Annotated in this window: 11 protein-coding genes; 6 read left to right on the forward strand and 5 right to left on the reverse strand. The window is 72.7% G+C overall.

What is annotated here, in order from left to right:
• From VKG64_12670 to VKG64_12690, 5 genes are all read right to left on the reverse strand, one after another.
• The coding region (locus VKG64_12670; protein HKB25894.1) for a hypothetical protein at positions 1-294 on the reverse strand (294 nt) is incomplete at its 3' end.
• On the reverse strand, positions 294-2,900 hold the full coding sequence (locus VKG64_12675; protein HKB25895.1) for an Ig-like domain-containing protein: 2,607 nt from the start codon (positions 2,898-2,900) through the stop codon (positions 294-296). The genes VKG64_12675 and VKG64_12670, both read right to left, overlap by 1 nt.
• A 257-nt stretch (positions 2,901-3,157) precedes the next feature.
• A complete protein-coding gene (locus VKG64_12680; protein HKB25896.1) occupies positions 3,158-3,544 on the reverse strand; it encodes a response regulator in 387 nt (128 codons plus the stop codon).
• 5 nt (positions 3,545-3,549) lie between these two features.
• The gene (locus VKG64_12685; protein ID HKB25897.1) at positions 3,550-7,590 is read right to left on the reverse strand and encodes a GAF domain-containing protein; all 4,041 of its coding nucleotides are present in this window, start codon (positions 7,588-7,590) and stop codon (positions 3,550-3,552) included.
• A 13-nt stretch (positions 7,591-7,603) separates the two neighbouring features.
• Positions 7,604-7,966: a hypothetical protein gene (locus VKG64_12690; GenBank protein ID HKB25898.1), complete on the reverse strand. Its 363-nt coding sequence runs from the start codon at positions 7,964-7,966 to the stop codon at positions 7,604-7,606.
• A 186-nt stretch (positions 7,967-8,152) separates the two neighbouring features.
• Here VKG64_12690 and VKG64_12695 point away from each other — a divergent pair, with 186 nt between their 5' ends.
• From VKG64_12695 to VKG64_12720, 6 genes are all read left to right on the forward strand, one after another.
• A complete protein-coding gene (locus tag VKG64_12695) occupies positions 8,153-9,067 on the forward strand; it encodes a YicC/YloC family endoribonuclease (GenBank protein HKB25899.1) in 915 nt (304 codons plus the stop codon).
• A gap of 36 nt (positions 9,068-9,103) precedes the next feature.
• The gene (gene gmk / locus VKG64_12700; GenBank protein HKB25900.1) at positions 9,104-9,715 is read left to right on the forward strand and encodes a guanylate kinase; all 612 of its coding nucleotides are present in this window, start codon (positions 9,104-9,106) and stop codon (positions 9,713-9,715) included.
• Positions 9,715-9,930 carry a DNA-directed RNA polymerase subunit omega gene (gene rpoZ / locus VKG64_12705; protein ID HKB25901.1) on the forward strand — a complete coding sequence of 72 codons (216 nt, stop codon included), beginning with the start codon at positions 9,715-9,717 and terminating at the stop codon, positions 9,928-9,930. Before gmk ends, rpoZ begins: the two co-directional genes overlap by 1 nt.
• Positions 9,927-11,147: a bifunctional phosphopantothenoylcysteine decarboxylase/phosphopantothenate--cysteine ligase CoaBC gene (gene coaBC / locus VKG64_12710; GenBank protein HKB25902.1), complete on the forward strand. Its 1,221-nt coding sequence runs from the start codon at positions 9,927-9,929 to the stop codon at positions 11,145-11,147. The genes rpoZ and coaBC overlap by 4 nt, the downstream gene beginning before the upstream one ends.
• A 143-nt stretch (positions 11,148-11,290) precedes the next feature.
• Positions 11,291-11,854: a uracil-DNA glycosylase gene (locus VKG64_12715; GenBank protein ID HKB25903.1), complete on the forward strand. Its 564-nt coding sequence runs from the start codon at positions 11,291-11,293 to the stop codon at positions 11,852-11,854.
• A gap of 1 nt (position 11,855) precedes the next feature.
• Positions 11,856-12,098: primosomal protein N' (locus VKG64_12720; protein ID HKB25904.1), on the forward strand; the 243-nt coding region annotated here is incomplete at its 3' end.

Below are 12,098 nucleotides of genomic sequence, written 5' to 3' on the forward strand. Positions count from 1 at the left end.
CACCAGCGTGAACACCCGCCGTGACGGCACCACGAACCGGCCGTCCGCGCCCGTGACCACCTCCTCGGCGTCGTCGAACTCGCCCCCCGCCCAACCCGCCCACGAACCCGTGTACTTGATCCAGTACATCAGCACGACCACCTCCTCGAGGGGTTGCCCCGTCTCGGCGTCCACCACCTGGGCCTTCCACGGCCCCGCGGCCTGCACGAGCGCCGGGCTCAGCAGGCCCAGCAACAGCGCCAGGCCGACCACTGCGAACGCGTTCCGCGCGCTCCTGAGCTTGACGGTCCGCATCAGAACCTCTCGACGCGCCACAGGCCGTCTTCATCGACGGCGAAGCGCACGTCGAAGACCTTCGCCAGCCCCGCGTCCGTCCGCGTGGCCTGGTAGAGGGCTGTGCCGTCTCTGATCCTGACGAGCGTCAGGTCGGTCAGGATGCCGTCGATCGCCGGGAGACTGGCGGCGATCATCTGGAATGCTGTTTGGTACTCGTCTCTCGACTCGGCGACGATGTACCTGACCGCGCCCGGCACATCGCCCGCCCGAAGCGCGTCCTTCAGCCCACGCCACTTCGACTGGAGCAGCGCATCGAGAGCGGCCACATCGTACACTTGCACGACGGCACGCGCCGCGACCTGACGCCCCTCGAGGTCCGTCACGATCGCCGTCGGCACGTACAGGCCGGGACGGGAATAAGTGAAGCTCTGCCCGTCGAGGCTCGGTCCCGTGACATCAATGACGCCGTCGCCGTCCGCGTCGAGAACGATCGTCCCCAGGACGGCACCGATCATCGAAAAAGTCACTCGCAGCGGAGCGGATCCATTCTGTGGGCTGACGAGAAGCGTGGGAGCCGCCGCGCCGCTCGCCGCCGCAACGCTGACGCTGACGGCGTGCGTCGCCGTAACTCCGCTGGCCAGGCTGGCGACCGCCGTCAATGTCGTGGTGTCTGACCCGATCGGGACGAGAGCCACGAAGGTCGTCCCTTGAACGACGGCCGGAATCGCGTTGACCGTGACGCCGACCTCGGCTCCGCCGGCGTCGATCATTCCTCGTACCAGCAGCAGGCCCGTCGGAACCGAGCCGCCATTCGCGGGATCCGTGATCGTCACCCGCAGCGCGCTGACGGTGAAGCTCCGCTGCGCGGCCGCGCTCTCGTTCCCCGCGAGATCGCGCGCCCTGACCTCGAACGTGTGCGCGCCCGCAGCGAGATTCGAGAACGCCGCGCTGGTCGCATCGGCGAACGCCGTGAACGCGCCGCCGTCCAGACGCCATGCGAACTGCAGCCGGTCGGGGGCCGTGAGGTTGTCGGCGCCGGTGAAGGTAAACGTCGCGGTCGTGCCCTGCACCGTGCCCGCGGGCCCGCCGGTGAGCTGCGCGGTCGGCGGCGTGTTGTCCACGATGACAGCGCGGGCCGCGAACGCGGTGTTCCCGGCGCGATCCGTCGCGGCGACCCCGAGCGTGTGCGAGCCGTCGGCCACCGCGGTCGTCTGCCACGCCGCCGAGGCCGTCGCGCTCGCCGCCGGCAGCAGCGGGGCGACCGTGCTCGGGAGCGCCTGCCCGTCCAGGGTCAGACCGAGCGTGGCGACGCCGCTGCCGCCGTCGCTGGCCTGGGCCTGGACGCTCACGATGAGCCGCACGTGGGCACCGGCCGGCGCCTGGAAGCTGCGCGCCGGCGGGATGCTGTCGTGGACGACCGTCGCCTCCGCCGGCGGCGACGCGAGCCCGTCGCCCCCGTGGTCGGTCGCGAACACCTCCAGCGTGTTGCGGCTGTTCAGGGCGAGGGCGAGCTGCGCCGCGAAGGCCCCGGTCGGGTCCGCGATCACGCGGACCGGCGTGGCGGCGTCGTTCACGAACAGGTCGACCGCCGCCCCCGCGTGCGCTGTCCCCGTCACGGCCAGTGGCGACCGGTTCGTGAACAGCGGCGTGCTCACGCTCGGCGCGGGGGGCGCCACGAAGCGCAGCACGCGCTTGCCATCGGCCACGTAGAGGTGTCCGCCCGCGTCGAAGGCCAGCCCCTGGGGCGCCTTGAGGCTCGTCGCGAACAGGGTGAGCCGGGCGTCCGCGTGGAGCTTGGCGATCCCGCGACGCGCGGGATCCTCGGCGAGGCCGCGCTCCTGCGTGGTGAGGTAGAGACTGCCCAGCCGATCCCGCGCGAGCCCCACGGGCTTCTTGAGCTCGTCGGTCGGCCCCAGGGCCGCGGCCGGGCCCGCGCTACCGTCGGCGAGGATCGGGATCTGGAAGACGACGCCCTCGGCGTGCCGGTCTCCCCGGCGCCCCTGCGTGGCTGCGAACAGCGTCGCGTGGTTCAGGGTGAGCCCCTGGAGGCCCGTGAAGCCGTCGGCGAAAACCGTCAGCCGGCCCGCCGGCGAGAGCGCCACGATCATCTCGGGCTCGGCCGACTCATCGTCCCGTTCGGCGTCGCGGTCGCGCGTGAGCCGGCGCGCGGAGACGAACAGGGTACCGTCCTCGCGCACGGCCAGCCAGCGGGGCTGCTTGACGCCGACGAGGACCGGCCTGAGCCGACCGCCCGCCTCGACGCGCACGACGCGTCCGGCCTTCTCCTCCGCGACCAGAAGCCGTCCCACGGGATCGAAGGCGAGGCCGATCGGGCGCTCGAGCCCGCTGGCGACGACGGCGCGGGCGCCGTTGGGCGCCAGGCGCGTCAGCGTGCCCGCGTCCCGGTCGGCGACGACGACGTTGCCCTGCGCATCCACGACGACGCCGCGCAGCTCACGGAATCCGTCGGCAAAGACCTCCGTCGGCGCCAGCGCCGTGATCGCTTGCCCGGCATGCGCGTGGCCGGCGAGTAAACTCAGCGCCAGCGCGATGCCGAGGATCCATGCACGATGGCTCGCGCTCGCTCCGGAACATTGCGCAGGTGCGACGGCGCCCACGGGCACGGCTCCCTCGCACACGCCGTGCCAGGGCCGAGGGGCGCGCGCCTCGGCGCGGACCTATTGGTTTTCGCGGGCCTTCGGTCGCGGATCGTGAGGAATCCTCGCCTTCGAGGTGCACCGACGGAGGTGCAGGTGCACTACGCTAGTCCACCGACCGCCCGAAGTCGAAAGACACGACTGCACAGTCCACTGTGCAGTGAGCGCACAGGAAAACTGTGCAGTCGCGCTACGCGGACGCCGCCGAACGGTGGGGTGCGGCGCTAGCCCTTCGCGGCCAGGATCTCGCTCACGCGGTCGCCGAGCTCCTGGAGCGAGAGGTTCGACTTGACGAAGTAGCCCTCGACGCCGAGCCGCGTCACCTCCTGCACGTCCTGCTCGCGCGAGGAGTTCGACAGGATGAGCACGCGGAGCCCGCGCGTGGCCTCGTCGCTCCGGATCGCCTTCAGCACCTCGAGCCCCGAGAGCTTGGGCATCAGCATGTCGAGCAGGATCAGGTCCCAGGGCTCACCCCGGGCGAGGCGGAGGCCCTCCTCGCCGTCCACCGCCGACGTCACCGCGAACCCGCGCTGCTTGAGGGCCACCTCGCAGGCGCGCCGCAGGAAGCGATCGTCTTCGACCAGCAGGAGCCGTTTCGCCGTCTCCGTCATGGGCCTCACTCGCTGAGTGGCAACGTGAAGAGGAACGTCGAGCCCCGGCCTTCCTCGGACTCGCACCATACCCGGCCGCCGAGCCGCTCGACGATCAGCCGGACCAGGTAGAGGCCGAGCCCCGTCCCCTCCGTCTCGATCGTCGGCGCGTTCTCCGCGCGAAAGAACTTCTCGAAGAGCCGCGACTGCGCGGCCCGCGGGATCCCGACCCCGGTGTCGGTGATCGCCCAGCGCGCGACGCCGTCCTCGCGCGCGATGCGGACGGTCACCGCCCCGCCGGTCGGCGTGTACTTGATCGCGTTCGACGTGAGGTTGAGGATCACCTGGCGCAGGAGCTGCGGGTCGGCCAGGACGCGCGGCGCCGCCTCGGCGCCGACGAGCGAGAGCTGGTGGCCGCGCGCGCGGACGAGCATCGTAAGCTCGTCGAGCACGCTCTTCGTCAGCTCGGCCAGGCCCGTGGGCTCGGGCTTCATCTTGAGCGTCCCGCTCTCCAGGCGCGAGGCGTCGAGCAGGTCGTTGACCAGGCCGATGAGCCGCTCGGCGGATTCGGTCGCGTCGTGCACGAAGCTCATCAGCTCCTCGGAGATGCCCGGCGTCTGCGCGGCCAGCTCGAGCATCCACTTGATGCCCGAGAGCGGCGTGCGGAGCTGGTGCGTGACGAACGACACGAAGTCCGACTTGAGCTGGCTCACCTGCCGCTCGTGCGTGACGTCCTGGAGCGTCAGCGTGAGCCCGAGCGTCGCGCCGGCCGCGTCGCGGGTCGGCTGACCCGTCCAGTGGATGATCTTGCCGTGCCGGCGGAGGTCGAGGTCGCCGGCGCCGCCCTGCTCCGGGTCGCCGAGCAGCGCGCGCAGGGCGGTGAGGCCCGGCTCGGCCTCGGGCGCCGAGCCGGCGAACGCCATGAGCACGTCCGCGAGCGGCGTGCCTACGGCGTGGGCCGTGTCGAACCCGAGGAGCTCGCCGGCGCGCGCGTTGGTCGTCCGGATGTCGCCGTCGGGGCCGACGAGCAGGATGCCGTCGGAGGTCGAGCCGAAGATCTGCGCGAGGCGGACCCGCTGCGTCTGCGCCTCCTCGTAGATGTGCGCGTTCTCGAGCGCGGTCGCGAGCTGGTCGGCGTACGAGGTCAGCAGGCGGACCACCGTGTCCGGGAAGAGCTGCGGGGTCTTGTAGTAGAGCAGCAGCACCCCGATGACGCTGCGCTGCTGGCCGACGACCGGCAGGCCGGCGATGGACTGCACGCCCCGCGCGAAGTTCTCGGGGTGAACCATCTCACGCCGCTCCTCGATGTCGCGGATCAGGAGCGGCTGCCGCGTGTCGCGCACGTGGGCGGTGACCCCGCCGCGCCGCGCGTGGAGCGCGCGGCGCTGCTCCTCGGAGAGCCAGTGCCCGACGCTCCGGAGCACGCCGCCCTCGGCGTCGAGCAGGTTGATGACCGCCGAGTCGGCCCCGAAGGCGCGCGCCAGCTCCTCGAGGGCGCCGGTGAGCATGCGGTCCACGTCGAGCGTGCGCTGCAGCGCGCGGGTCGCCTGGTTCAGGAGCGCGAGGCCGCGCGAGAGGGTGCTCGCCTCCTGCTCGCGGCGCCGCGTCTCCTCGAGCAGGCGGATGTTCTCGAACGCCAGCGCCGCGTGGTCGGCGAGGGTCGCGACGAGCTGGGTCTCCCGCGGCGTGAAGTCGTGCGGGGTGAAGAAGTACTCCAACAGCACGCCGTGGACCTCGTCGCGGCTCATGATGGGCACCGCGAGGAAGGCGCGGGGCGACATCGTGTCGATGAGCGCGCGCGACGCCGGGCTGTAGCCGAGGTCCGGGTCGGTGGTCCGGTCCCGGGTCCACACCGGCCGGCGCTCCTTGAACGCGCGGCCGCCGACGCCCTCGCCCGATTTGAGAAACAGCCCGCGCGTCAGCTCGGGCGCGAGGTTCAGGCCGCGGCCGAAGACGAGCCCGTCCCGCTCGCGATCGAAGACGTAGATCCCGCTCGCCTCGCAGCCGGTCAGCTCGACGGTCTGCGTCACGATGAGGTCGAGGACGCGGTCGCGGTCCAGGCTGGTGGCGAGCTCGCGCGTGACCCCGTAGAGCTTCGTCGCCTCCTGCTCGCGCGCCCGGGTCTCCGCGTAGAGCCGGCTCTCCTCCAGCGCGATCGCGAGGTTCTGGCAGAGCGAGCTGAACGGCTCGACGCTCGACGCGGCGATCGGGCGCCGGCTCGGCTTGTTGTCGGCGCCGACCACCCCGATCACGCGATCGCCGGCCAGGAGCGGCGCGACGACGAACCGCCGGGACCGGAGGTAGGGGTGAGCGACGTGGGCGCGGTCGATCGAGCGCACGCTTCGGAGGTCCTCGTCGGACAGCACGGCCACGGGCCGCCGGCTCTCGAACGCCTGGTGGTAGGCGCCGGCGCCCGGCGCGAGCGGCAGGACCATGGACGGGACGCCGGCGTCGCCCTCGGAGGTCACGAGCTCCAGGCCGCCGCCGTCGGGTGTCACGAGGAACACGTTGACGCGATCGAAGCCGACCACCTCGCGCGCCGCCCGCGTGAACGCGCGGAGGCGCTCCTCGCGGTCCCAGGAGCTTTGCATCGCGATCGCCGCGCGATACAGCCGCGCGAGGAGCTGCCGGCCCTCGACGCTCTCGCGGAACAGACGCGCCTTCTCGATCGCGGTCGAGGCCTGATCGGCGAGCGCCTCCAGGAGGTCGATCTCGTCCGGGAGGAAGTGGCGCGCGCCCTGCGTGTAAACGTTCAGCGCGCCGAGGACCCGCCCGCGGCTCTTGAGCGGCACGCCGACGAATCCGCGGAATCCCCGCTCGAGCGCGCCCCGCTTGTGGGCCGGATCGAACGTCGTGTCCTGGGACAGGTCCTCGACCACGACCGTCTCACCCGTCGCGACGACCTTTCCTGAGAGGCTCTCGCCCGGCTTGATGCGCGGCCGGATCATGAGGGGCGCCGCCGACTCCGTGCGCGCGCCGACGACGAGGTCGTCGCCCTCGAGCAGGCGCAGGCCGGCCGCCTCGGCGCGCACGAGCCGCGCGGCCTGGTTGACGATGAGCGTGAGCACCTCGTCGGTGTCGTGGACGGCGGCGAGCTGGCGCGAGACGTCGTTCAGGACCTCGAGCCGCTGGCGGTTCCGCTCGGCCTGCTCGTAGAGGCTCGCGTTGCGGAGGAGGAGCCCGACCTGCTCGCAGACCTGGGTGACCATCCGGAGCTCGCGCTCCCCGAAGCGTCGGCGCTCCTTCCACCAGACGATGTAGAAGCCACCGGCCACGCGGTCCTCGATGAGCAGCGGCAGGAGGAGCCCGGACTGGTGGGGGAAGCTCCGGAACATCGCGTGGCTGAAGCGGGCGTCGGCGGCGACGTCGTCCGACCAGACCGGCCGCCGCTCGTTCCACACCGCCTCGTGGAAGCCCTGCTCCCGGAGCGGGAGCGGCGCCGTCGACAGCGTCGCGAGGTGCTCCTTCGGCACGTGGTACGCGGCCGTCGGCACGAGCTGGTCGGTCCCCGGGTCGTTGAGGTACGCGGCCGCGGTGTCCGCGCGGAGGAGCCTCGCCAGCGCCCGGCAGATTCGCCGGAGCGCCTCGCGGATGTCGAGCGTCGAGCTGACGGTGCTCGAGATCAGGACGAGCGCTTCGCTCTCCGCGAGCCGGCCTTGGATCTCCTCCTGGAGCCCTGCGTTCTCGCGCACGAGCCGCCGCCGCTCGAACACGCGACGGACGATCCGGCCGAGCCGCGCTACGTCCACGGGCTTCGCGAGGTAACCCGCGGCGCTCCCCTCGACCGTCTCCATGGCCGAGTCGAGCGTCTTCCGCTCCGCGACGACGATGAACTCGGGCGGCGCGCCGAGCTTTTGGGCGTCGCGCATGACGGTCGCGCCCTTGGTGTCGGGCAGGGCGAGCTCGAGGAGGACGAGACCGAAGGCGCCGCTCTTGATTTTCCGGAATCCCTCGGCGCCTGTACGGGCGACTTCCACCGCGTACCCCTCGCCCTTGAGGAAGTCGCGCAGCGCGTCGGTAACGCTGCGGTCGGCGTCGACCAGGAGGATCGCGTCCTCCACGCTCATATGATCGAGGCTATCAAAAAATGTCGCCAAACGCGCCGTTCTGGAGAAGGACGAGGGCGAGCCACAGGAGCTGGACGCCGACGAAGACGACGAGACCACGCTCGCGTCCGCCGGCAACGGCCGTCCGGTAGTGCCAGATACCGCCCGCGAGCGCCAGGAGGCCGAAGAAGGCGCCGGGGTAGGCGCCGAGGAGGCCGTAGCGGAGGGCGAGCCCGCCGGCGAAGCTCCAGAGCACCCAGGCGCCGAGCCAGTGGGCCACGACGGAGACGAGGATCGCGGCACGCGAGCCGGACCGGCCGAAGAGGCGGCTGAGCGCGACGGTCGCGACGCCGAGGACGAGGAGGGCGCCGAGGGACGCGAGCGCCCAGCGCGTCACGCGCGCTTCCCGATGAAGAACACGATCGTCCACGCGAGCGCGATCTTCGCAAGGAGGCCGAAGTAGGACGGCATCGGGTGTGACCTCCGCTGGTCCGAAAAATGTGCGCGAGTGTACGCCCGGCGCGCGCGGCGTGTCAATCGCAACATATTGACACTACAGGAGATTTCGCCCTATGATCACTGAATGAGTCCCACCCCGCGCGCGGCCGTTCCGTCCCTCCGGAGCATGACGGGCTTCGGCCGGGCCGAGGTCGCCGGGCCGACGGCGAGCCTGACCGTCGAAGCGCGCAGCGTGAACCATCGCCACCTCGACATCGCGGTCCGCGTGCCGCGCGCCCTCGCCGCCTTCGAGCTCGACGTGCGCCGGCTGGTGCAGACGCGGCTCGAGCGCGGCCGCGTCGAGGTCACCGTCCAGCTCACGCCGGCGCCGGGCGCGTCGTCGCAGACGGTCGGCGTGGACGCGGCGCTCGCCGCCGAGTACGTCGCGCGTGCGCGCGAGCTCGGCAACACGCTCGGCGTCCCGGGCGACGTGACGCTCGCGTGGCTCCTCGAGCGCCCGGGCGTCGTGCGGCTCGACGAGGCCCAGGCGCCCGCCCCGGAGGCCGCGTGGCCGATCCTGGCCGAGGCGGTCGGCCGGGCGCTCGACGCGCTCGTCGCGCGCCGGGCCGCCGAGGGCGAGGCGCTCGCCGCCGAGCTCGGCGCCCTCCGCGCCGACCTCCAGGAGCGGGTGGCCCTGATCACGGCGCGCATGCCCGCCGCGGTCGCGCGCTACGAGGAGCGGCTCCGCGAGCGGATCCGCGGCCTCCTCGCCGGCGCCGCGATGGACGAGGGGCGCGTCCTCACCGAGGTCGCGATCTGGGCCGAGAAGACCGACGTGCAGGAGGAGCTCGCGCGGCTCCGCGCCCACCTGACCGAGCTCGGCCAGGTCCTCGAGCGGGGCGGCCCCGCGGGCCGCGCGCTCGACTTCCTCATGCAGGAGCTCAACCGCGAGGTCAACACGATCGCCTCGAAGGCCGACGACCTCGAGGTGAGCCAGGCGGCCCTCGCCGCGAAGGGCGTCGTCGAGAAGATGCGCGAGCAGGCGCAGAATCTTGAGTAGCGGCCGCGGCGCGGCCGGGTGGGGTGCGGCCGGATGATCCGGCGGCGCGGCACGCTGTTCGTCGTCTCGGCGCCGTCGGGCGCGGGCAAGACGACGCTGTGCCGCGAGGCGCGCCTGGCCGTGCCCGGCCTCGCCTACTCGGTCTCGGTGACGACGCGGGCGCCGCGCGGCGGCGAGATCGACGGCGTGGACTTCCGCTTCGTGGACGAGCGCGAGTTCCGCGCGATGCTCGCGCGCGGCGAGTTCGCCGAGTGGGCGACCGTGCACGGCCACCTCTACGGCACCCCCGCGCGCCCGCTCGAGGAGGCGCTCCGCGGCGGCAACGACGTCCTGCTCGACATCGACACGCAGGGCGCCGCGCAGGTCCGCGCCCGCTATCCCGAGGCGGTGCTCATCTTCATCGTCGCGCCGTCCATGAAGGAGCTGGAGCAGCGGCTGCGGGAGCGGCGCTCCGACAACGAGCAGGAGATCGCGCGGCGCCTGGCGCGCGCGCGCGAGGAGATCGCGCTCTGGCGGCGCTACGACTACCTGCTGGTGAACCGTGACGTCAAGGAGGCCATGGAGCAGCTGGCCTCGATCATCCAGGCCGAGCGCAGCCGCACGGCGCGGCTCGGCCTGGCATTCCCCGACCTGGAGGTACCACATTGATGGCGTTCCCCTCGCTCGAAGGAGCCCTCAACAAGGTGTCGAACCGCTACATGCTCGTCGTCCTCGCGGCCAAGCGGGCGCGGCAGCTCAACCGCGGCGCGCCCCCGCGCGTCGCGAGCCACCACAAGAAGCCCACGAGCAGCGCGCTCGAGGAGATCGCGGCGGCCAAGGTCGAGTTCCGCGTGAAGGAAGAGGGGGAGACGCCGAAGGCATGAGCCTCGCGGGCCGCGAGCTGATCCTCGGCGTCACCGGCTCGATCGCCGCGTACAAGGCCGTCTACCTGCTGCGCGAGCTGACCCGGCTCGGCGCCGCGGTGACCGTGTGCCTCTCCGAGCACGCGCGCGAGTTCGTGGGCCCGCTCACCTTCCGCACGCTCTCCGGCCGGCCGGTGCTGACGAACCTGTTCGACCCGCAGAGCCCGGACGCCGTCGAGCACGTGGCGCTCGCCGAGCGCGCGGACGCGATCGTCGTCGCGCCCGCGACGGCGAACCTCCTCGCCAAGGCGGCGCACGGCCTCGCCGACGACTTCCTCACGACGCTCCTCCTCGCGGCCCGGGGGCCCGTGGTGATCGCGCCCGCGATGGACGGCGGCATGTGGGAGCACCCGGCGGTCGTCGCGAACGTCGCCACGCTGCGCGCGCGCGGCGTGGCGGTGCTCGAGCCCGACGCGGGGGCGCTCGCGTCCGGCCTCTCCGGCAAGGGGCGGTTCCCCGAGCCGGACGCGATCGTGGAAGCGATCCGGCGCGCGCTCACGCCGGTGCGCGACCTCGCGGGCGAGCGCCTGCTGGTGACGGCCGGGCCCACGCGGGAGCCGGTCGACCCGGTGCGCTACCTCTCCAACCGCTCGTCCGGCCGGATGGGCTACGGCCTCGCGGCCGCCGCCCTGCGCCGCGGCGCCGCGGTCACGCTCGTCTCCGGGCCGACCGCCCTCACGCCGCCGCCGGGCGCCGTCTTCGTCCCCGTCCAGACGGCCGAGGACATGCGCGAGGCGGTGCTCCAGCACCTGGCATCCGCCACGATCGTGATCAAGGCGGCGGCCGTCGCCGACTACCGCGCGCGGCAGGCCGCGCCCGTCAAGATCAAGGGCAAGCGCGATCTGACCCTCGAGCTCACGCCGAACCCCGACATCCTGGCCGAGGTCGCCGCGCGCCACACCGGCGCGTTCATCGTCGGCTTCGCCGCCGAGACCAACGACGTCGCCGCGAACGCCCGCGAGAAGCTCGAGCGCAAGGGCATCGACCTGCTCGTCGCGAACGACGTCAGCCAGAAGGGCATCGGCTTCGACGCCGACGAGAACGAGGTGCTGCTCCTCGACCGCTGGGGCGGCCACAAGCCGCTCCCGCGGATGACGAAGGCCGACGTCGCCGACGCGATCCTCACCCACGTCCTGGCGCTGCGCGCGGGGGCCGGCGCCAAGAAGGTGGCGCGATAGCCGCGCCCGACGCGGCCGCCGATCCCCGCCAGGCGCTCGCCGACGCGCTGGGCGCGCTCGGCGCCACGCTCCGTCACCATCGCGACCTCGGCACGACCGAGCTCGGCCTCGAGGGCCAGTACCTCCTCGGTCCCGACGAGGCGCTGCGCGCCCAGGAGCAGGCGCTCCAGGGCTGCCGGAAGTGCAAGCTCTGCGAGGGGCGCACGACGATCGTCTTCGGCGCGGGCAGCCCGCGCGCGGAGTTCGTCGTGATCGGCGAGGGGCCGGGCGCCGACGAGGACGCGCAGGGCCTGCCGTTCGTCGGGCGCGCGGGCCAGCTCCTCACCAAGATGCTCGAGTCGCCGGGCGTCGGCTTCACGCGCGACGAGGTGTATGTTTCGAATACAGTCAAGTGCAGACCTCCCGGCAACAGGAACCCGGAGGCCGAGGAGCTCGCGGCGTGCGCGCCGGTGCTCGCGGCCCAGCTCGCCGCGCTCCAGCCCAAGGTCATCCTCGCCCTCGGGAGCGTCGCCGCGCAGAGCCTCCTCGGCACCAAGGAGGCGATCGGCCGCCTGCGCGGGCGCGTGCACCCGTACGGCTCCGCCGTCCTGATCCCGACCTTCCATCCGGCGTTCCTCCTGCGGAACCCGGGCCAGGAGTACAAGCGCATGGCCTGGGAGGACCTGAAGCTCGCGCGACGGGAGTACGACCAGCGCCGGACCCGGTAGCATGATCGCGGACGTCGCCTTCGACGCCCCGGTCGCTCATCCGTTCTCCTACCTGGTGCCGGAGGGCTGGACGCTCGCCCCCGGGCAGCGCGTGGCGGCACCACTCCGCGGCGCCCAGCGCGTCGGCATGGTCGTGGCCCTCCGCGCGGGTGACGACGCGTCGCTCAAGCCGCTCGGCCGCGTCGCCGATCCCGAACCCGTCCTCTCGCCGGCGCAGCTCGACCTCGTCGGCTGGATCTCCGCG

The sequence above is a fragment of the Candidatus Methylomirabilota bacterium genome (assembly GCA_035260325.1).
Lineage (GTDB): Bacteria > Methylomirabilota > Methylomirabilia > Rokubacteriales > CSP1-6 > AR19.

Bases quoted from the DNA above. Each gene is read 5' to 3' on its own strand.
- VKG64_12695 (HKB25899.1), top strand. From the start codon at position 8,153: ATGAGTCCCACCCCGCGCGCGGCCGTTCCGTCCCTCCGGAGCATGACG.
- VKG64_12685 (HKB25897.1), bottom strand. From the start codon at position 7,590: ATGAGCGTGGAGGACGCGATCCTCCTGGTCGACGCCGACCGCAGCGTT.
- coaBC (HKB25902.1), top strand. From the start codon at position 9,927: ATGAGCCTCGCGGGCCGCGAGCTGATCCTCGGCGTCACCGGCTCGATC.
- VKG64_12680 (HKB25896.1), bottom strand. From the start codon at position 3,544: ATGACGGAGACGGCGAAACGGCTCCTGCTGGTCGAAGACGATCGCTTC.
- rpoZ (HKB25901.1), top strand. From the start codon at position 9,715: ATGGCGTTCCCCTCGCTCGAAGGAGCCCTCAACAAGGTGTCGAACCGC.